The 19711-nt window shown below is 65.8% G+C and carries 22 protein-coding genes, 1 tRNA gene and 1 rRNA gene; 11 read left to right on the top strand and 13 right to left on the bottom strand.

What is annotated here, in order from left to right:
- Positions 1 to 158 precede the first annotated feature (158 nt).
- Positions 159 to 275: ribosomal RNA gene (gene rrf / locus ABZ789_RS20800) — 5S ribosomal RNA — on the top strand.
- Positions 276 to 414: 139 nt separating this feature from the next.
- Here rrf and ABZ789_RS20795 read toward each other — a convergent pair.
- Positions 415 to 1575, bottom strand: coding sequence for a GIY-YIG nuclease family protein (locus ABZ789_RS20795; RefSeq protein WP_358427893.1), 1161 nt, complete (start codon positions 1573 to 1575; stop codon positions 415 to 417).
- Positions 1576 to 1833: 258 nt separating this feature from the next.
- On the opposite strand from ABZ789_RS20795, the gene ABZ789_RS20790 reads away from it, so the two are divergent.
- Positions 1834 to 2433, top strand: coding sequence for a putative glycolipid-binding domain-containing protein (locus tag ABZ789_RS20790; RefSeq protein ID WP_358427891.1), 600 nt, complete (start codon positions 1834 to 1836; stop codon positions 2431 to 2433).
- Here the strand turns inward: ABZ789_RS20790 and ABZ789_RS20785 are convergent.
- Positions 2430 to 3776 carry an amidase gene (locus ABZ789_RS20785; RefSeq protein WP_358427888.1) on the bottom strand — a complete coding sequence of 449 codons (1347 nt, stop codon included), beginning with the start codon at positions 3774 to 3776 and terminating at the stop codon, positions 2430 to 2432. The two genes, ABZ789_RS20790 and ABZ789_RS20785, sit on opposite strands and share 4 nt — an antisense overlap.
- On the bottom strand, positions 3764 to 4708 hold the full coding sequence (locus ABZ789_RS20780) for a prephenate dehydrogenase (protein ID WP_358427885.1): 945 nt from the start codon (positions 4706 to 4708) through the stop codon (positions 3764 to 3766). The genes ABZ789_RS20785 and ABZ789_RS20780 overlap by 13 nt, the downstream gene beginning before the upstream one ends.
- 66 nt (positions 4709 to 4774) lie before the next feature.
- On the opposite strand from ABZ789_RS20780, the gene ABZ789_RS20775 reads away from it, so the two are divergent.
- From ABZ789_RS20775 to ABZ789_RS20765, 3 genes are all read left to right on the top strand, one after another.
- Positions 4775 to 5335, top strand: a complete 561-nt coding sequence (locus tag ABZ789_RS20775; protein WP_358427882.1) for a tRNA adenosine deaminase-associated protein — start codon at positions 4775 to 4777, stop codon at positions 5333 to 5335.
- Positions 5336 to 5812 (top strand): nucleoside deaminase, encoded by a 477-nt coding sequence (locus ABZ789_RS20770; RefSeq protein WP_358427879.1) that lies wholly within the window; start codon positions 5336 to 5338, stop codon positions 5810 to 5812.
- 46 nt (positions 5813 to 5858) lie between these two features.
- A tRNA-Ser gene (locus tag ABZ789_RS20765) sits at positions 5859 to 5949 on the top strand.
- Between the two features lie 231 nt (positions 5950 to 6180).
- Here ABZ789_RS20765 and ABZ789_RS20760 read toward each other — a convergent pair.
- From ABZ789_RS20760 to ABZ789_RS20725, 8 genes are all read right to left on the bottom strand, one after another.
- Positions 6181 to 6483: a ScnB gene (locus ABZ789_RS20760; protein ID WP_358427901.1), complete on the bottom strand. Its 303-nt coding sequence runs from the start codon at positions 6481 to 6483 to the stop codon at positions 6181 to 6183.
- Positions 6484 to 6539: 56 nt separating this feature from the next.
- Entirely contained in the window at positions 6540 to 7232 is a 693-nt protein-coding gene (gene scnC, locus ABZ789_RS20755; RefSeq protein WP_358427877.1) for a thiocyanate hydrolase subunit gamma, read from the bottom strand.
- A complete protein-coding gene (locus ABZ789_RS20750; RefSeq protein WP_358427874.1) occupies positions 7229 to 7528 on the bottom strand; it encodes an SH3-like domain-containing protein in 300 nt (99 codons plus the stop codon). Before ABZ789_RS20750 ends, scnC begins: the two co-directional genes overlap by 4 nt.
- Positions 7525 to 7995 carry a hypothetical protein gene (locus tag ABZ789_RS20745; protein ID WP_358427871.1) on the bottom strand — a complete coding sequence of 157 codons (471 nt, stop codon included), beginning with the start codon at positions 7993 to 7995 and terminating at the stop codon, positions 7525 to 7527. The genes ABZ789_RS20750 and ABZ789_RS20745 overlap by 4 nt, the downstream gene beginning before the upstream one ends.
- 72 nt (positions 7996 to 8067) lie before the next feature.
- Positions 8068 to 8859 (bottom strand): CbtA family protein, encoded by a 792-nt coding sequence (locus ABZ789_RS20740; RefSeq protein ID WP_358427868.1) that lies wholly within the window; start codon positions 8857 to 8859, stop codon positions 8068 to 8070.
- Positions 8850 to 9044: a CbtB-domain containing protein gene (locus ABZ789_RS20735; RefSeq protein ID WP_358427865.1), complete on the bottom strand. Its 195-nt coding sequence runs from the start codon at positions 9042 to 9044 to the stop codon at positions 8850 to 8852. Before ABZ789_RS20735 ends, ABZ789_RS20740 begins: the two co-directional genes overlap by 10 nt.
- A gap of 639 nt (positions 9045 to 9683) precedes the next feature.
- Entirely contained in the window at positions 9684 to 10706 is a 1023-nt protein-coding gene (locus ABZ789_RS20730; protein ID WP_358427862.1) for a zinc-dependent alcohol dehydrogenase family protein, read from the bottom strand.
- Between the two features lie 38 nt (positions 10707 to 10744).
- Entirely contained in the window at positions 10745 to 11542 is a 798-nt protein-coding gene (locus ABZ789_RS20725) for an SDR family oxidoreductase (protein ID WP_358427859.1), read from the bottom strand.
- A gap of 41 nt (positions 11543 to 11583) precedes the next feature.
- Here ABZ789_RS20725 and ABZ789_RS20720 point away from each other — a divergent pair, with 41 nt between their 5' ends.
- Positions 11584 to 12078, top strand: a complete 495-nt coding sequence (locus ABZ789_RS20720) for a metallophosphoesterase (protein ID WP_358427857.1) — start codon at positions 11584 to 11586, stop codon at positions 12076 to 12078.
- 61 nt (positions 12079 to 12139) lie between these two features.
- Here the strand turns inward: ABZ789_RS20720 and ABZ789_RS20715 are convergent, their stop codons facing one another.
- Entirely contained in the window at positions 12140 to 12682 is a 543-nt protein-coding gene (locus ABZ789_RS20715) for a TetR/AcrR family transcriptional regulator (protein ID WP_358427854.1), read from the bottom strand.
- Positions 12683 to 12846: 164 nt separating this feature from the next.
- Between ABZ789_RS20715 and ABZ789_RS20710 the strand changes: the two genes are divergently transcribed.
- Together ABZ789_RS20710 and ABZ789_RS20705 are read left to right on the top strand one after the other, a co-directional pair.
- Positions 12847 to 14325, top strand: coding sequence for an MFS transporter (locus ABZ789_RS20710; RefSeq protein WP_358427898.1), 1479 nt, complete (start codon positions 12847 to 12849; stop codon positions 14323 to 14325).
- A gap of 9 nt (positions 14326 to 14334) precedes the next feature.
- Complete coding sequence (locus tag ABZ789_RS20705) at positions 14335 to 15021, top strand: YceI family protein (protein WP_358427851.1); 687 nt, start codon at positions 14335 to 14337, stop codon at positions 15019 to 15021.
- Here the strand turns inward: ABZ789_RS20705 and ABZ789_RS20700 are convergent.
- Entirely contained in the window at positions 15002 to 15973 is a 972-nt protein-coding gene (locus ABZ789_RS20700; RefSeq protein ID WP_358427848.1) for a sterol desaturase family protein, read from the bottom strand. The genes ABZ789_RS20705 and ABZ789_RS20700 overlap by 20 nt on opposite strands.
- Positions 15974 to 16132: 159 nt before the next feature.
- Here ABZ789_RS20700 and ABZ789_RS20695 point away from each other — a divergent pair, with 159 nt between their 5' ends.
- From ABZ789_RS20695 to ABZ789_RS20685, 3 genes are all read left to right on the top strand, one after another.
- Positions 16133 to 16597 carry an Rrf2 family transcriptional regulator gene (locus tag ABZ789_RS20695; RefSeq protein ID WP_358427845.1) on the top strand — a complete coding sequence of 155 codons (465 nt, stop codon included), beginning with the start codon at positions 16133 to 16135 and terminating at the stop codon, positions 16595 to 16597.
- A gap of 96 nt (positions 16598 to 16693) precedes the next feature.
- A complete protein-coding gene (locus ABZ789_RS20690) occupies positions 16694 to 17287 on the top strand; it encodes a TetR/AcrR family transcriptional regulator (protein WP_358427842.1) in 594 nt (197 codons plus the stop codon).
- Positions 17288 to 17354: 67 nt separating this feature from the next.
- Entirely contained in the window at positions 17355 to 19691 is a 2337-nt protein-coding gene (locus ABZ789_RS20685) for an MMPL family transporter (protein WP_358427839.1), read from the top strand.
- Positions 19692 to 19711 lie beyond the last annotated feature (20 nt).

The raw sequence follows: 19711 nt of genomic DNA, 5'->3' as shown, positions 1-19711 counted from the left end.
CCAGTAATGGGTGGAGGTGACCGGTACTAATAGGCCGAGGACTTACCACGAAGATGTTACGCGTCCACTGTGCGGTATCTGAAACAACACACACAGATATCGATGATCCTGCCTCGGCGGGAGAGTCGAGGATCTGCGTGGAGACTGTTTCATAGAGTTACGGCGGCCATAGCGACAGGGAAACGCCCGGTCCCATTCCGAACCCGGAAGCTAAGCCTGTCTGCGCCGATGGTACTGCACTCGACAGGGTGTGGGAGAGTAGGACACCGCCGAACACCCGTTCCGAAAGGGGACCCACTTCAGTGGGTCCCCTTTCGTGTTTCTGTAGCCGTAAATGCGGCTGTACCAACTATTTTCGAGTGCCCGCGCGCACTGCTTCCCGGCACCTGGCGCGGGCCGGGAAGCAGCGGCAGGCTAGGGGCGCGGCGCTTTCGGACGCGCCACCGGCCGCGGCAGCGCGCGAGTCAGACGCGGAGCCCAGCCGTGCGAGGGCCAACGCTTGAGACCCAGTCGATCCGGGGTGACCCGGGTGTTGACGAATTTGCTCTCGAGTTCTTCGTCGGCTTCCCCGACGAACCGGTAGAGGATCGTGCCGCCGTTCTCCTCGTTGCGAGCGGCAGCCTCCCATCCGGTGGCGCGATAGACCGCCCTCACGATGTTGTCGGCGACGACGATGATGGGAAGACCGTCGATGCCGCGCGCAGCCGTGCCCGCCGGCCAGGGCTTGGACGCGAGTTCGCGTACCGCCGCCGGTGAAGCCTTCTTCGCTTCGTTGATGCGCAGCACGACGCACGGTGTGGGTAATTCGGGAGCAGGCGAGGCGGAGTACTGACGGACGAGTTCGGTAATCGGAATCGCCGTGCGGTCGCCTTCGGACTCTTCGGTCGAACCCGCCAGATTGGTGAGCACCCACTCGCCGCGATGCGGTTCGGTCAACCCGAGCGCGGCGATGACGGCTTCGGCCGTGACCGCAGCGGTGTGATCGGAATCCGACTTCGGCTTCAGCGCATCGGCGACGACGAAATGCTCCACTGCATAGCCGGACTCGTAGACAGTTCGGATTCGACGTAGAGCAGCCTCGGTCTCCGGCGTCGACAGCGGGGCCTTCTCTCCTGCCTCCGCGAGTTTGGCGGTCTCCCCGAGCGCGGTCCACACCAGGGTGAAGATCCGATTTCCCCGTCCGGCCCCTATATAGAAAATGCTGCGGTCACGTGGATCGAGCAAGGCGTAGACGTACGCACCCAGTTGGTCGCAGATGTTCTTCGGGAGCAGTCTCGGGGTGGGGGCGCGGTCCTCGACCTTATTGACGAGTGCACGCAGGACGGTCAGACGGAGCGCCACCGGTACCTTGCCGTCGGATCCGCCGAACAGTTCGCGGTTCGCCGCGTCGACGGAGCCGAAGGTGCGTCCGATGTGACGGCTCAGTGCGCCGAGCGCGTGGGTGAACTCGGCAAGTCTCCGGCGTGGATCGTCCGCTGTGTCCGGCAGCTCATTGCTGGTCAGAAACATCTGGATCTCGGGAGATTCCAGCAGCGTTTGGGCAATGTTCGGAGGAACTGTCCACACTGTGCGCATAGAGCGACTCTAGGCCACACGCGAGATCGGGGAGTCCCTCCGCGCAGGCGCCGCGCCGCCGAATCCGGTGGACGAACCTGGGGAGAACACGGCAGGACAGGATGTGCGTTCCGTGCGAGCGGCGATGCCCTTTCTCGGACGCTCTGCTGCGGACAACTTGCGTCGCTGACGTCGTGGCGAGGGAGAAACGACGTGGTGAATGAGCGAATCACGGCACCGCTGCCCCCCGTGTGGCCTTCGTCGCTTAACGTATAGATCGTGAGCATCCCAGCCTCAGACGCCAATGGTTCCGCGTCGACCTGGCCAGCGCTCCTCACGTGGCGAGCGGTCCAAGCGCCTCGGATGGAGTCGGTACGAGTACAACTCTCCGGTCGCCGGATCAAGGCGTCCGGCCGCATCGTGGCGGCAGCGTGCGCCGATCATCCGGCATTCAGTGCGTCCTACGATCTGGTGACGGACGAGAACGGCGCCACGCGCAGGTTGTCGGTGCGCACGACCTTGGCGGCAGGTGAGCGTCACATGTCCCTCACCAGGTCGGAAGAGGGCATCTGGATGTCCGACAACGGCATCAACCATCAGCGGTCCACCTTCGGTGGGGCATTGGATGTGGATGTGGTGTTCAGTCCCTTCTTCAATGCCTTGCCGATCCGCCGGAACGACCTGCAAGCCGGCGCGGACGACGTGGAGGTGCCCGTCGTCTACGTCGACCTCATCGACCTCAGCCTCGAGGAAGCGACCGTCGTCTACAGCAGTGCTGCCGACGGTATCCACGTGCTCTCGCCACGGTCGTCGGCGTCCATCACGGTCGACGAGGACGGGTTCGTCCTCGAATACCGCGGTCTCGCGTCGCGCATCTAGGGCCGGCCCGAGGACTCCACTGCCATGGCGACGGCCAGGGCAGCCGATTCGCCAGGATGGCTGCCGTGCCCGTGTGTACCTCCGGTGAGCCCGGCGATCTGCAGGCCGATCGGTGTCGTACCACCGTCCGGAGCCGGCACCGACAATGCAGGCACGCCGAGGACGCTGAACGGGATGCATTTCTGCAGCAGCGGCCCGCGTAGCTCCACGGGGTCGCTCGTCAAAGGTGCCGAACGTATGCCGGTCGTGACCGTGAGCAGCGCATCGAGTTCGTGCACCGCCCGCAGCCGGTGCACGACGTCGCGTCGCAGCCTCGTCACCGCTCTGGTGGCCCGAATGTACTCGTAGGCGGGGCGGTCGCGCTGCGCGGCCAGCAGAGCCGCCGTCGGAGGCTGGTAGCGCCCGGGATCGGCTTCGAACCAGGCACGATGCGTCTCGTACGCTTCCGAGCCGGTGACCACCGGATACAGGTCGAGCATCGCGTCGGTCTCGGGCAGTTCCACATCGACGACGCGAGCACCGAGGTCGGTGAGGGTGCGGCACGCTGTATCGACCGCTTCGTCGAACTCGGGCGACAGCTCCCATATGCCGCCGCGCAATCGTCCGACTCGGAGTTCGGAGACCGGAGTGCGCAGATGCGCGATTCCCGGAACGGCCCCCCAGGCGAGCGAAGCATCCAGGGCGTCCGCGGCGAGGAGTCCGACGTGGTCGAAGGTCGTAGACAACGGGAAGACGCCGTGCTCGGGGAGCGCACCGAAGCCGGGCTTGAAGCCCACGATCCCGCACAACGCGGCCGGTGTGCGCACACTGCAGCCGGTGTCGGTCCCGAGCGCGACGGGCACAATCCCCCTCGCAACCAATACGGCGGAGCCCGAGGAGGAGCCGCCGCTGATCAGATTCGGGTTGTGGGGATGCGCAGCAGGCCCGGATGCGTTGACCAGCCCGGTAGGTCCGTAGGCGAATTCGTGGAGGTGGGTCTTGGCCACCACGATCGCTCCGGCTTCGCGGAGTCTGTCGACGATGCGGGCATCTCGTCGTGCCGGCCGTGCGTCGTCGAGCACGGCGCTGCCACAGCGGGTGGGCCATCCGGCAACGTCGATGTTGTCCTTGACGGCGATCGCAACACCGTGCAGAGGTCCGATCCAGTTGCCCGCGGCGATCTGTTCGTCGGCGAGGGCTGCGTCCTCGAGCGCAGCCTCGTCGTTGCGGGCAGCGACCGCGTTCTCCCACGGGGTGCCGGTCAGCGCGTCGAGTTCGGCCAGCACCGAGCGGACATGTTCGGTGGCGGTCGTCTTGCCGGAGGTCAGTGCCGATGCGGTATCGCGCAGGTTCATCGTGTCCACACCCCACCGCGACGTCCGGCTTCTCGGAAAGCGTCGATCCATCCGTCGTCGCCGGGCTGCGTTCCGACGATGGGGTGGCGCTGACGCTGTTCGTAGCGCGTCCGGGCCGCATGGCCGGCGCGGGTGAGGTCCGAGGTGCTCCCGTCGGCCAGATGCTCCCGCGAGTTCCTCAGCACTTCGAGGGTCTCGTCGAGGGCGGCGAGCAGAGCGTCCGCGTTGCCCTCACACATCGCGTCCACCAGAGCGGGAGCTGTCGCGGCGACTCGCGTGCCGTCCCGGAACGATCCGGCAGCGAGACCGAGCGCGAGGTCGCCGCCGCCGGCGCCCGCCAAGGCCAGCGCTTCGGCGAGTAGATGGGGGAGATGGGACACCCGCGCCACCGCCGCGTCGTGTTCTCTCGATTCGGCGGGCACGACCACGGAGCCGCAATCGAGGGCGAGGTCGGCGACCTGTCGCCATACGTCGGGATCGGTGTCGTCGTCGACGGTGACGACCCAGACCGCGTCGCGGAACAGATCGGCGGTTCCGGCCGGCCAGCCGGACTCGGCCGTGCCGGCCATGGGATGCCCGCCCACGAAACGCCGCGACAGTCCGTGTGCTTCGACAGCTGCGGCGACCTCGGCTTTGACGCTCACCACGTCGGTGAGAGCGACCTGGGGCGCGTGCTCGGCCACGGCCTCGAGGATGCTGCCGACTGCCGGCATCGGCACTGCGATCACCACGAGGGCGTCGGATGCAGCAGCGCGGCGCAGGGACGCCGTCAGATCGGTCGATGCGTCGAAGCCGTCTGCGACGGCAGCGTCGACGGCCGGTACCGACCGGTTGTAGCCCCATGCTTCCCGGCCGGTTGCCACGGCTGCGCGCAGCAGCGAACCACCGATCAGGCCGAGACCGAGGACACAGACGGGCGGAGCAGATGCGGCTGAGGACACCTCAACAGGTTTACATATCCTGTACTGGGCTTCATTCACCGGACGCGGCAGACTACCGTTGCGCCCATGGCTGCACAGCGTGTGGGGAACAAGAGCCCTTCCGTTACCCCGAGCGGGAACCCCGCAGGGAACACGAGCGACGACCTCGACGGTTTCGCCGTCGCCGTGACGCGTGAAGAAGGTCGTTGGAAGTGCCGGGCACTGTCCGGTGCTGCACTGACGAGCCTCGACACCGCGGTGACGGAGTTGAGGGAGCTGAGAAGCTCCGGCGCGGTGTTCGGTCTGCTGAACGTGGACGACGAATTCTTCGTCATCGTGCGCCCTGCACCTGCGGGAACGAGGTTGTTGCTGTCCGACGCGACGATGGCCGTCGACTACGACATCGCCGCCGACGTCCTCGACGCGCTGAACATCGAAATTCCCGACATCGATCCCGAGGAACTGGACGAGATCGAACCGTGGGAGGAAGGCGACCTCGGCATCCTGGCCGACATGGGCCTGCCGGAGCCGGTGCTGTCGGTGATCCTGTCGGAGACCGATCTGTACCCGGACGAACAGCTCGACGAGATCGCGCAGCGTCTCGGTTTCGACGACGTGCTCGGCAAGACCCTGGACAGTCTCCGCTAGATGGGGCTGCGCGACGACGAGGAATTGATCAGGGTCGCGCTGGAGGCTGCCGCTGCCGCGCCTGCCGGTGATGTGCCGGTCGGCGCGGTCGTGTTCGGCCCCGACGGCACCGAGATCGCGCGAGCCGCGAATTCACGTGAGGCTACCGGTGACCCCACAGCGCACGCGGAAGTGCTCGCCTTGCGCGCTGCAGCGCGTCTCTACGGCGACGGCTGGCGTCTCGAGGGTGCAACCCTTGCTGTGACTCTCGAACCCTGCACGATGTGCGCGGGGGCGCTGGTGCTCTCCCGGGTATCGCGTGTGGTCTTCGGGGCGTGGGAACCGAAGACGGGGGCCGTGGGGTCGTTGTGGGATGTCGTTCGCGACCGGCGGCTCACTCACCGGCCGGAGGTGCGCGGTGGTGTGCTCGAGGCGGAGTGTGCTGCAGTGCTCGAGGCATTCTTCCGCGCGCAGCGAGTTCCGACGGAAGAGCTCTGACCAGGCGATTTCAGGATGAGGTGTGCGATCCGCTAGAGTCGTCAGCGGTGGCGTGACCGAGCGGCCGAAGGAGCGCGCCTCGAAAGCGCGTGACGGGTAACCCCCGTCCGTGGGTTCAAATCCCACCGCCACCGCCAGAAAGCCCCTCACCTGTTCAGGCAGGTGAGGGGCTTTTCTCATGCCTGGAGTCGAACATCCACACTCCTGCCGCTGGACCGGCCGAAGTGGCGGAGCCGGATGCCTACGACACCCCCGTGCGTCGGTCGGGCGTCCGACGGGATTGCCGTGCCTCGATGCCCTGCCTGTACGGGCTCGTGCGTACACCCCGGCCCGGGGAATCCGGGCCGGGGTGACGGTGCCGGCTGCGGTCAGTCGCCTTCGAACCGGGCGCGGACCTCCCGCATCTTCGCTTGCAGTTCGTCGGGATCGATCACCCCTCGTTCGAGGAGGGTGTGTGTCGTGGCGATCGCCGACCGGGTGTGGACCGGGAAGTCGCGGTAGATCGTCTCGCCCAAGGCGTCCTCGGTGTGCCGTCGGTCGAGGTTGTCCCACACGCTGCGCCAGGACAGGCATTCACAGGTGGCCTGCATGCTCGACTCCCAGGGTGCAGGCTTGCGGTCCAATTCCGGCAGCGATGCCTCCCGGTCGGCCTCGTTCTCGAGCAGAGACATGATGAACTCATGTGGCTTGGCCGAGTTCGGTCGGCCGATCGGCTTGTCGACCGTCACTACGAACCACCTCCTACCTGGGACGGGGGCTTCTCTGCTGTCCAATCCGGTTGTGGCAGAGCGACACCGATCATGGTGTCACGTGTGACGATCGCCGCGAGCTGGTCCTCGGTCCAGCCTTCCGTGCCTTCCGGGCGCATCGGCATGACCATGAAGCGCGACTTCTGATTGGAATCGTGCACGCGTACTTCGACATCCGACGGGAAGTGGAGGCCGAACTCTGCGAGCACTTCGCGAGGGCGCCGCACCAATCGCCGGCGGTAGTTCGGGGTGCGGTACCAGTCCGGCGACATGCCCAGGACCGGCCTGGGGTAGCACGAACACAGCGTGCAGACGATCACGTTGTGTACTTGTGGCGTGTTCTCGAGGACGTAGAAGTACGTGTAGTCGCTGGGGGTTCCGGTTCCGGTGGGATCCAGCCAGTCGACCCCCACCTCCTTGGAAGCCTCGGTGGCGTTTTCGAGCACACGCCTCTTGAAGTCCGGATCCAGCCAAGCCTTGGCGACGAGGTGAGATCCTTTCGCAGGCCCGATCGACTGGGCCCATTCGGAGAAGCGACGGTGGTCCTCCGATGAGAACAAGCCCTTCTCGATGGCCAGTTCCCGGACGGCGGCTTCGAGGACTTCGAACTCGCCGACCTCCGGCGATTCCTGGATCGGGGTGTGGGCGCTATGGCTGTGGGCGTCGGTCATGTCGTTTCCTCCTCAGCCGGCTCGAGCCAGCGTTCCGAGCATTCAGTTTCGAGGGTGTCGACGTCGAATCCGGTGTACCTCTCCCACAAGTCGCTCTGGCGGAACCGGACGACGTAGAACGGTTCGGTGCGCCCGTTCTCGAGGCGATCCCATGCCTCGTCTTCGGGAATTACCCAATCCGGCCGGTGCTCGACGACCACTCCGGTGTGCCCTCGTACGAATGCCTGTGTGCGAGTGTGGAACAGCGTCGTGGCGTCCTTGACCGTGACGCGGTCGCCGATCTGGAACTTGGTCATGATCGCTCCTCAATCATGCGCGCACGGACGGCGTCAATCTTGGCCGCTAGTTCGTCCGTCGTGATCAAGCCTTTGCTGACAAGGACCTTGGCGGCCACCGTGATCCAACGGGCGTAATACGGGAGGCCGTAGTACAGGGTCGCCCCCAGGTCGTTCTCGGCCCGACGTCGCATCTCGGAATTCCACGCGCCACGCCAGCCCAGGCATTCGCACGTGACGTAGGTGTTCATCTCCCAGTCTTCTTCGACCTTTTCGGTGTATTCGACCGAGAGATCCGGTTGCCCGCCTACATCGTGGAGTACATGTCGCAGTGCTGCGTATCGGTCGTTCGAGAGCGTGTACGGAGAGTCCTGCACTTCGTGTATCGCCGGGGCGATTTGGGCGACGAGATTCGCATAGGAGTCGAATTCCCCACGCGAGGCGCGTGCCTGGGCCAGCGCGTTCGACAACGCTTTGGGTGAGTTCATGGTGGTTTCCGTTCCGGTGGTGTCGGTGGGTTTCCTCGGACGAGGCCACCTCCGGCAGGAGTGGTGTGGACATCACATGGCCGACATCGAGGACCTCTCGTGGACCGACGGTCGGGCCGATCGGTCGGACAGGTACGCGAATATCAGGCCGAGGCTCACCCACAGGGTTGTCTGGGTGGCGAGCGTGGACAATCGGAAGTCCCACAACAGCGTGGTGGGGAATCCGTCGTCCACTCCGTCGACAGTCGGTAGCAGAACGCAGCCTACGGTCGCGACGACGACGAACGTGAGGGTGGTCAGCGCGATGCGTGCGCTGGGTGAGAGGCGCTTCGCCGACACGGTTGCCACGTACGCGGCACCTGCCACCGCGGCCAGGCCTACGGCCACGGCAGCGAGCCAGAGCAGTGTGCGTTGATCAATGGTCTCGGGGTCGCCCACGGAGGGTGGGTTCGGTGGATACTTCACATACGGCACCACGACGACGGCGAGCCACGCCGCTGCCGCGAGGCCGATGCTCAATGTGACGGCCGAGACCGGTACGGCCCGTCGGATCGCGTACGCCACCGTCGCGAAGATCGCTCCCAGTGCTACGCCTGCCAGGCTCGTGGCGAGGAACAGTCCTGCGCGCTGGCCTGTCCGGCTGACGAGCGGTTCGTCTTCGTGCGTATGGTCCGCGGGGGCCGCCGTAGCGGTGTCCGAATCGGCGTGGGAATGCGGTTCGGAAACAGCAGTTTCCAATGCCACTGCTGCATCGAGCTGTGGCTCCCCGACGACGAACGCCACGGCTCCCGCGATCAACCCCGCGAGCAGCCCTGCCAACAGCCCGCGGACAACGAGCCGGCCGTAACTTCCGGTCAGTGACATGGCAGACCGAGAAGATGTCGGCCGTCGTGCATCAGCTCGTGCAGGAACATGCCGCTGCGTGAGATTGCACCGTCGTCGAATCCGACGAGATAGAGCGTGAGAAGTGCGAGGAGAACGATACCCATCGCGATGAGGACGCTACCGGCGGTTTCGGTCGCGCGTGCGGGCACTGCAGTAAATGTCATGATTGCCCCTGGAGTCGGGTTCCAGTTGGTCTGTGCGATCTCCTGAGAATCGTCGAAGGTCGATCGCCGTAAAAGCGGCGAGTGAAGAAGTTCAGGACTCCTCAAGTGTAGCGTCGGAATCAATTCCAATAGTCTTTTTTCGCTACGGGAGGTCTGAGGAGTGTGCGCGTCGCCCTCGAAACGGCCGTGCGCGGCCGGTACGGACATGTGCAGTCGACCGTGAGGTACGGGACAAACGAACCATTCGATATATTCGGGATATTCTGCGCTACATAGAGTCTCGGACGAGCATAAGTATGCGTGCGCTCATTCGGGGCAGTCGTCCGGCCGGAGATGTTCGGGGCGCGGCGGGCCGAAATCGAAGCGGCCGTCGACAGGAGGGAGAACGGTACCGTCGTTCCACGTAATGCTGATCTCCGCAACGTGTTTGGATCTCCGACGGCTGCCGGCGCGGATGCCTCCTCCGGAGCGTGAATGCTCCAGATCCCTTGGCTACCAGATGATCGTGTGTGGGATGCGAAACGAACAAATGGTGTTCGGCTGGAATATTCTTCACCCACACCGAAATAGGCGAAGCGCGCAATCCGCCGCGATCGGACTCCTCTCGCCCGTCCGGACGGGCGAGGTACCGGTTTCGAATCAGGGCCGCAACAGTGCCTTGATCGCCCGACGTTCGTCCATGGCCCGGTAACCATCCGCCGCTCGATCCAGCGGCAGATCCAGGTCGAATACCTTTCCCGGGTCGATCTGCCGACTCAGAATCAGGTCGATCAGCCGGGGCAGGAAACGGCGCACAGGAGCGGGGCCGCCGTGCAGATGGACTTCGGAGAAGAACAGCTCGTCTCCGGGTAGTTGCACGCCGTGGGAGACCCCGACGTATCCGACATGGCCGCCGGGCCGGGTGGAACGAATCGCTTGCATCATCGATTCCTGGGTGCCTACGGCTTCGACGACCGAATGCGCGCCGAGACCGTTCGTCAGTTCCCTGATCCGGGCTGCACCGGCTTCGCCACGTTCGGAAACGATGTCGGTGGCGCCGAACTCACGTGCGAGTGTCTGTCGGTCGTCATGGCGACTCATCGCAATGATGCGCTCGGCGCCGAGTTGCCGTGCGGCCAGGACGGCGAGAAGACCCACCGCCCCGTCACCCACGACGGCGACGGTCTTTCTGGGACCCACCTCGGCTGCAGAGGCTCCGAACCAACCTGTTCCGAGGACGTCGGAAGCGGCGAGCAACCCGGGGATCAGGTCGTCGTCCGGCATTCCGGGGGTGGCGACAAGGGTGCCGTCCGCCAGCGGGATCCTCGCGAACTGGGCCTGCGTGCCGATGGCGCCCATCGGCCGAGCGTCCACACACCGGGACTGGTAACCGGCCAGGCAGATCTCACAGGTGTTGTCGGAGGCGAAGAAAGAACCGACGACGAAATCACCCTCCTGCAGGGTCGATACATCGCTGCCGACCTCTCGGACCACCCCGACGTATTCGTGCCCCATGGGCGCCGGTCCGTGGACGTCCTCGATACCCCGATAGGGCCACAGGTCCGAACCGCACACGCAGGTCGCGGTGACCTCGATGACGGCGTCGGTCGGCTCGACGAGTTCCGGATCGGGCCGCTCTTCCACCCGGACGTCGCCGGGTGCATGGATGATCGCTCCGCGCACGATCCGCTCCTTTCATCGGAGATGCTCGCGAACTCCGGTCAGAGTGCGCGCCAACTGCCATCGTCCATGTCGTGCCCGTGCGCTGCCATGAGCATGAGGCCACCGTCGACCGGGATCGAACGACCTGTCAGGTACGACGAGCGCGGGGAGGCAAGGAATGCGATGACGGAAGCGACCTCGTTGACGTGCCCAGGACGCCCGACGGGATTGCCCGGACGGTTCTCGTGGAAGGCTTCCGATTCGTCCATGCCGGTCATGGGGGTGGAGATCTCACCGGGAGCCACCGAGTTGACGGTGATGCCGTGCCGTGCCCATTCGAGCGCAAGACACTGGGTGAGCATGCCGAGGCCGGCTTTCGCGGTGCAATATGCGGAAGCGCCGTAGCGGGGAACGTGCTCGTGCACGCTGGTGACGTTGACGATCCGGCCCCCCTTCCCACTGTCGATCATGTGCCGCGCGGCGCGTTGCGAACACAGGAAGGGGCCATCGAGATCGGTCGCGAGCATTTCCCGCCAGCGGTCGTAGGAGAGGTCCAGCGCTTCGTCGCGGTGGCCGGTGCCGGCGTTGTTCACCAGTACCCCGAGACCACCGAGGCGACCGGCGAGTTCGTCGACCACCTCGGCAGTGTCCGGACTGGCCAGGTCCTGCCTGGTGACGAAGCAGCGTTGTCCCCGTTGCTCGACCGCAGCACGGGTGTCCTCGGCACCGGCCTCGTCGGTGTGGAAGGTGATACCTACGTCGAAGCCTTCGGCGGCGAGCAGTTCGGCTGTTGCCTTCCCCATGCCGGAATCGGCGCCGGTGACGATGGCGAGTCTGTCGTGAGCGGGTGTGGTCATGCCGGGTGGTTACCCGCGGACGGGAGCGGCACACTGAGGCGATGCGCCTGCTTCTCCTCGCTGATACGCACGTGCCGACGCGCGCCCGCGACCTGCCGTCCCGAGTGTGGGACGAGGTGGATCGCGCGGACCTGGTGATCCACGCCGGCGACTGGATGGATGTCGCGCTGCTCGACGCAGTGGAGGAGCGGTCGAACCGGCTGGTCGCGTGTTGGGGCAACAACGACGGCTTCCCTCTGCGTGAGCGGTTGCCGGAGGTTGCACGCGTCACCCTCGAGGGCGTTCGTCTCGCGGTGGTACACGAGACCGGAGCGTCGGCGGGCCGGGAGCGGCGCATGGCAGCGGCTCATCCCGACATCGACGTCCTCGTGTTCGGCCACTCGCACATTCCTTGGGATACGACCGCGCCGAGCGGGTTGCGGCTTCTCAATCCAGGTTCACCGACCGACCGGCGGCGGCAGCCGCACTGCACGTACATGACGGCGCATATCGGGGACGGGATGTTGTGCGACGTCGAGTTGCATCGGCTCGGGTGAGGCTTCGCAGGGGAGCTCGTGTGTCCGGCCTTCCGGGAAGCCGAACACATGCTCCTCTCGATCAGTCGCGTTCGCCCGTGATTCGTCGCACCACTTCGAGGAGTTCGCCGACGTCCTCGGGTGGCGTCTCGCTCGTCTCTCCCGACATCGCGGCCCCGTAGTAGAGCCCGTCTCCGATGAGCATCACCGCTCGTGCTGCGGCGGGATCGGTTACCTCGACGGACAGTGCGTCGAGCCAGCCCTGGCGGATGCGTCGCAGGGCCTGGCGGGCCCGCGGGTTCGCGGTCTGGCTCAGGCGGGTCGTGGCGATGATGGCCTGGTCGAGCGGGGTGTCGGCGTAGACCGAGGTGCGGATGTAGTACGCCGCGGGCCCTTCGGGAGCCGAGCTCATCTGTTCGACGTCTTCGGCTGCGAGCGCTTCGACGTGTTCGGCGAGGCCTTCGACGAGCGCATCCTTCGTCGGGAAGTGGTAGAGCAGGCCCCCTTTCGAAACGCCTGCGGTGGCAGCAACGGCGTCGAGCGTCGCGGCGCGCTCGCCCTGTTCGAGCAGGATCGTCACGAAGGCATCGAGAAGTTTGGCGCGGGCGGCTGGGGCAGGTGGCACGCGCACGATCGTACGACGTCAATACTGTACCGTCCAGATGGTACAGTAACGGATATTAGACCCCCAATTGCGAAAGTTCGATATCCGTGGCGACATCTGTGCATTCTTCGGAGTCGGTAGGGACGAAAGCCGCAGCTCGGGACTGGGGCGCGCTGGCGGTTCTGATGCTCCCGGTGCTCCTCGTCTCGGTCGACAACACCGTCCTTGCCTTCGCTCTGCCCGGGATCTCGACTGCGCTCCGGCCCACCGGAGCACAACAGTTGTGGATCATCGACGTCTATCCGTTGGTGCTCGCAGGGTTGCTGGTGGCGATGGGCAGCCTCGGCGACCGCATCGGACGTCGCCGGCTGTTGCTCATCGGCTCTACCGGATTCGCTGCGGTGTCGGTGGCTGCCGCCTACGCACCTTCTGCGGAACTGCTCGTGACCGCGCGCGGCGTGCTCGGCTTCTTCGGGGCGATGCTCATGCCGTCGACACTGTCGTTGCTGCGCAACATCTTCCACGACGCCGGGCAACGTCGCCTCGCCATCGCGATCTGGGCATCGTGCTTTGCGGCAGGCGCTGCCCTGGGGCCGATCGTGGGTGGTCTACTTCTCGAACATGCCTGGTGGGGGTCCGTTTTCCTACTGGCGGTACCGGTTCTGGTCCCGCTGCTGGTGCTCGCGCCGATCTTCGTTCCCGAGTCGAAGGACCCGAACCCGGGGCGTGTCGACATCGTGAGCATCGCGTTGTCGCTGCTTGCGCTCGCCCCGATCGTCTTCGCGATCAAGAAGGCTGCCGAGGTCGGCGTCGGGCTCGGCGTGATCATCCCGGCCGCGGTCGGTGTGGTGGCGCTCGTGGCGTTCGTGCGGCGTCAGTTGCGCCGTCCCGATCCGATGCTCGACGTCCGGCTGTTCGGTGTCCCCACTTTCTCCGGTGCCGTCGCAGTGAACCTGCTCTCGGTGGTCTCGCTCGTCGGCTTCCTGTTCTTCGTCTCCCAGCATCTCCAGCTGGTGATCGGGCAGAGTCCGATGGAGGCCGGACTCAGTCTGGTACCGGGGCTGGCCGTGATGGTCGTCGCCGGGATGTCGGTGGTTGCGCTGGTGCGGTGGATACAGCCCTCCTCCATCGTCGTCTCGGCGCTCCTGCTCTCGGCGACCGGCTATGCGCTGATCTTCCTGCTCGCATCTCCCTCGGCGCTCACGCCGATCATCGTGGCGTTCGCCGTCCTCGGCGCGGGCATCGGAGCGGCGGAGACGCTGTCGAACGACCTCATCGTCTCGAGTGTTCCACCGGCGAAGGCGGGTGCGGCGTCGGCGGTGTCGGAGACTGCCTACGAGATGGGCGCGGTACTGGGCACAGCGGTTCTCGGCTCGGTGCTATCCGCGTCCTACAGCGCACATCTCACGCTCCCCGCAGGCTTGAGCGCAGAACAGGCAGAGGCCGCCGGAGAGACTCTCGGGGGCGCCCACGCGGTCGCGGAGACACTGCCGGCCGACCGTGCCGATGCACTGCTCGCCGCAGCAGGTTCGGCGTTCGACAGCGGTGTCACGATCACTTCCGGGATCGGGGTGGCGCTGATGATCATTTCTGCGGGTATCGCGTGGCGCACGCTGCGGCCGCGTCGGACCGTAGGACCCCACGCGGAATCCCGTCTCGTCTAGATTGGCGGCATGCGGAAACTGGTGTGGGCACTCGTCGCCGTGGTCGTCGTGGCGCTGATCGGATTCTTCGTCGCGCCATGGGTATACGGGACGTTCGTCGCCGAGGACGATGCGCCGGCTGCATCCGTCTCCACCGAAGGGGCGCAAGCCGCGACCGGTGGTCTCGACGGCGAGTGGACCGTCGTGGCGGGCTCGGAGCCCAACCGCACTGCTGCGGGCTATACCGTGCACGAGATCCTGCGTGGCGCCGATGTCACCGTGGTGGGCAGCACGGATCAGGTCTCGGGTTCTGCGACCGTCGCCGACGGAAGCCTCACCGACGCGGAGGTCGTCGTGCAGGTGGACGGCATCACCACGGACAGCGGCCAGCGCGACAACCAGTTCCGCACCCGGGTGATGGACACTGCCACGTATCCGACGGCGACCTTCACGCTCACCGAACCCGTGGATCTCTCGTCCGTTCCCGACGACGGCACCGTCGGCACCGTGACCGCGACCGGCACGCTCACCCTGCGCGGACAAGAACGACCCGTGACCGTCGACGTCGAGGTACTCCGCACCGGGGAGCGTCTCGTCGCCTCGGGCAACATCCCCGCGACATGGTCGGACTACGGCGTCGAGCCGCCGAACCTCGGATTCGTGACGGTCGACGAGGCGGGCAGCGTCGACTTCCTCGTCACCCTCGAGCAGAGCTGACGGTTTCGGGACCGGTTTCCTCCGCAGCGCCGGTCTCTTGCGCAGCAGCCGGTCGCGGCGACCAGCCGGGCGGACCGAAGGCGTAGCCGAGCTTGTCGCGGAGTCGGTCCGCCGTGCGCCAGTCCCGGGCGATCGCGCGATACTCGTGCGTCTGCAGATCCCAGATGTTGTACGTACCGACCGGCTTGGTCAGTCCGTAGGTCGGGCGGTGTTCCTCGGCCTTGAACGTGCCGAACATTCGGTCCCAGACGATCAGGATGCCGGCATAGTTGCGGTCGAGATAATCGGCGTCGGAACCGTGGTGAACCCGATGATGCGACGGGGTGTTGAACACGAATTCGATCGGTCGAGGCAGCCTTCCGACCCGTTCGGTGTGGACGAAGAACTGATAGACGAGGCTGACGGAGAACCCGACGAAGACCATCCACGGTGGGATCCCGATCAGGGGAAGCGGGAGCCACATGATGATCTCGCCGCTGTTGTTCCACTTCTGGCGCAGTGCCGTCGCGTAGTTGAAGTATTCGCTCGAATGGTGCGCTTGATGGGTCGCCCACACCAGCCGGACCCGGTGGGCCATCCGGTGGTACCAGTACCAGAGGAAGTCGATGCCGAGCAGCAGGATCACCCAGGTGTACCAGGCGTCGGCCGGAAGATGCCATGGTGCGACATAGACCCACAGCGCCGAATACCCGACGAGCGCGAGCACCTTCCAGGCGGCACTCGTGGCGATCGAGATCAGACCCATCGAGATGCTTGCGCGTGCGTCCCTCTTCTCGTAGCCCCCGCGCGGGGGGCGAGTACGTCCGTCCGGTCCCGGTTCGACGTGTTCGAGGGTGCGTGCCGCGACCCATTCGAGGATCAGGAAGGTAAGGAAGGCCGGAATCGCCAGAGTCACCGGATCGTGTAGGGGTTCGAGCAGCGACCCCCAGGACTCCTGCAGGGTTTCCCACATCGCAACGACCTCCGATATCTGTGAACAATCGTCACGTTACCTGCGGTGTGGCATGCATCACCAGGGGCGCCCGGGTCCGGTCCGCTGCACGATTCCGGACGAGTCGGTGTTGCTGGTAGGAATTGAGCGTTCCGTCGGCAGCGTCGCGAGAGGCATGACATGCACATCACCGCGAGGGTCGATTATGCGGTGCGGACCCTACTCGAACTCGCGGCGATCGACGACGGTCGCCTGACGAAGGCGGAGACTCTCGCTACGGCGCAGGCCATCCCGCACAAGTTCCTGGAAGCCGTGCTCGCCGACCTCCGACGTGGCGGGCTGGTGCACAGCAGGCGAGGGCCCGAGGGGGGATACTGGCTTGCACGACCGGCGGCGGAGATCTCGATCGCCGACATCATCCGCACGGTGGAAGGCCCGCTGGCGTCGGTGCGTGGTGAACGACCCGAGGATGTCGTCTACAGCGGAGTGGCCGAGCAGTTGCAGACCGTGTGGATCGCGGTGCGCGTGAACCTGCGAGCGGTGCTCGAAGAGGTCTCGCTCGCGGACGTCGTCTCGGGAGAGCTTCCGGGTTTCGTGGAGCAACTCACAAAGGATCCCGGGGCCTGGGAGCGTCGGAGGGCGTGAAGCCTGCAATCGGGACCCGTCGATTGTGGGCCTTGTCATAATTTTGCACGACTCTGCAAAGTTACAGAGGTCTGCAATTTCGGTACTTTGGGTGAAGTGACGACTCTTCCTGGCCTGCGCGACCGCAAGAAGGCAGCCACCCGTGCGGCCCTTGCGGCCGCTACCGCCGAGTTGGCACGCGAGCACGGTCTGCACGGTGTGACCGCGGATGCGATCGCCTCACGTGCCGGCGTTTCGACCCGCACCTTCCACAACTACTTCGCGAGCAAGGAAGACGCACTCCTCGCATATCTGGAGACCAGGGTCGGCGAGTGGATCGATCTGCTGCGCAATCGTCCCGCCGGCGAAGACATCATGGATTCGCTGCTCGCGGTGGCTCTGGAGATCGTGCGCAATGCCGATTGGCCGTTCGACGAGATCGTCGCATGCATCACCTTGCTCGAAGAGGGCAACGTGCTGTTGTCCCGGCACATCGAGGTCGAGCGACGCTCGTCGCAGTTGCTCATCGAGATCATCGCCGAGCGCACCGGCACCGATCCGGCCTCGGACATCTACCCGTCGGTGCTCAACTACGCGGCCATGGGCGCCGTACGCGCGGCGATGGAGGCCCGCATGTGCGGCACGACCGGACGATCGGCGGAGGACCTCATCCGTGACGCCTTCGACCGGTTGCGGCGTGGCTTCCCGTAGCGCCTCGTGATCCGGCCTCTCCCGATTCGTTCCCCGAAGACAGTTTCCGAAAGAGAAAGGGTGCCTCGTGGCGACCTACCTGTACCGGTTGGGCAAGTTCGCCCACAGACGCAAGGGCGCGGTGCTGTCCTTCTGGATCGCGCTGCTCGTCCTCTTCGGGGTCGGTGCGGCGACGCTCTCCGGTCCCACCACGGACGCCTTCACGCTTCCGGGCACCCCCGCGCAGCAGACCCAGGACCTGATGGCCGAGCGCTTCCCGTCGGCCGAGGATCCGATGAACGGGCTCAGCGCGCGCTACGTCTTCGCGGCGCCCGAAGGACAGACACTCGACGAACCAGCCAATCTGGCCGCCGTCGACGAGGTCCTCGCCGCGATCCGCGGCATCGACCGTGTCTCACCGCCCGCCAAGGTCGACCCCGCCACCGCGGCGCCGGAGGAACAGGCCGGTGCGCTGGTCAACCCGGTCCTCGCCGATGCCGGACTCGTCGAACAGATGAAGGCCGTCGCTTCGCAGCAGGGCACGCCCGAAGAGACCGCACTTGCGGATGCCCAGGCTCTGTCACCGTTGAGCGAAGACCGCACCGTCGGTTTCGTCACCGTCCCGTTCGAGGGTGAGATCACCGACGTCGACCAGGCGCTCCGGGACCAGATCCGCGCCGCAGCCGAGATCGGCCGCGACGCCGGCCTGACCGTGGAGATCAGCGGCACGGCAGCAGCCGAGATGACCATGCCCGGCGGTACCGCCGAACTCATCGGCATCGGTATCGCAGCGATCGTGCTCACCCTGACATTCGGGTCGCTCGTCGCCGCCGGACTTCCGCTGATCACCGCGCTCGTCGGCGTCGGGATCGGCAGCCTCGGCATCACCATCGCCACCGGTTTCGCCGACCTCAGTTCGATGACTCCGACGCTGGCGATCATGATCGGTCTGGCCGTGGCCATCGACTACTCGCTCTTCATCGTCTCCCGCTTCCGGCACGAACTCACCGTCACCTCGGACCGCGCCGAAGCCGCCGCGCGGGCCGTGGGCACCGCTGGTTCCGCGGTCGTGTTCGCGGGCCTGACGGTCATCATCGCCCTTCTGGCATTGAGCGTCGTCGGCATCCCGTTCCTGTCGGTGATGGGTTATGCCGCCGCCTTCACCGTGCTCATGGCTGTGCTCATCGCCGTGTCGCTGCTGCCGGCCGTGCTCGGTCTGTTCGGCGAGAAGGTGTTCGCCGGCCGTATCCCGTTCCTGACCAAGCGTGATTCGGGTGAGGACACTCCCAAGGCCGGTGCCAAGTTCGTCGGCCTGATCACCCGCCGTCCGGCCATCCCGCTGGTCGCCGGTGTCGTTCTGCTCGGAGCTCTCGCGCTGCCCGCGACCGGGCTGCAACTCGCCCTGCCGTCGGAGGCCACGTCGGATCCGGCCACCAGTGCCCGCAAGGCCTACGAGCTCGTCGACGACGGGTTCGGGCCGGGACGTAACGGTCCGCTGGTCGTCGTCGTGGATGCCCGGGGTGCCGAGGCAGAGGCACCGGCTGCCTTCGGTGCCGTCGTGAGCTCACTGTACGAGCACGACGAGGTCGTCAACGCCCAGGTCGTCGCTGTGAACGAGGAGGGTGACACCGCCCAGATCCTTGTCACACCGCGCAGCGGCCCGACCGATTCCGCGACGATGGATCTGGTCCAGAACATCCGCGACGACGAAGAGCGGTTGAACGAGGAATACGGTCTGTCCTACGGCGTGACGGGTCAGACCGCGCTCGAAGGGGATGTCTCGGACAGCCTCCAGAGTGCTCTCGCTCCGTACCTCGCGGTCGTCGTCGGCCTGGCCTTCATCCTGCTGATGCTTGTATTCCGCTCGATTCTGGTTCCGCTCACCGCGACGCTCGGCTTCCTGCTCAGCGTCCTGGCGACCTTCGGCGCGACCGTGGCCGTGTTCCAGGAAGGCTGGGGCGGTCTGATCTCCAATCCGCAGCCCATCGTGAGTTTCATGCCGATCATCCTTATCGGTGTCGTCTTCGGTCTGGCGATGGACTACCAGGTCTTCCTCGTGACCCGGATGCGCGAGGACTACGTGCACGGCGCAAGCGCGCTGGACGCTGTCCGCAGTGGCTTCGCGCACGGCGCCCGCGTGGTGAGTGCAGCCGCCGTCATCATGATCTCGGTCTTCGCGGCCTTCATCGCCGAACCGGACTCGTTGATCAAGTCGATCGGTTTCGCGCTCGCCGCCGCGGTCTTCTTCGATGCCTTCATCGTCCGCATGGTCATCATTCCGTCGGTGATGGCGCTGCTCGGCGACAAGGCGTGGTGGCTGCCCAAGTGGCTCGACAAGATCCTTCCGAATGTCGATGTGGAGGGGGAGAAGCTCACCCGGGAGCTCGGCACGGACGAGAGCACCCACGCGTCGGTGCGAGTGTGACGATCCGTCCGGCGGCCACG

Origin of the sequence: Rhodococcus sp. NPDC047139 (genome assembly GCF_040643435.1) — a bacterium.
In the GTDB taxonomy this organism is placed as follows: Bacteria; Actinomycetota; Actinomycetes; order Mycobacteriales; family Mycobacteriaceae; genus Rhodococcus.
The sequence above is the reverse complement of the archived record's forward strand: the minus strand, read 5'-3'. Positions and strand labels throughout refer to the sequence as shown.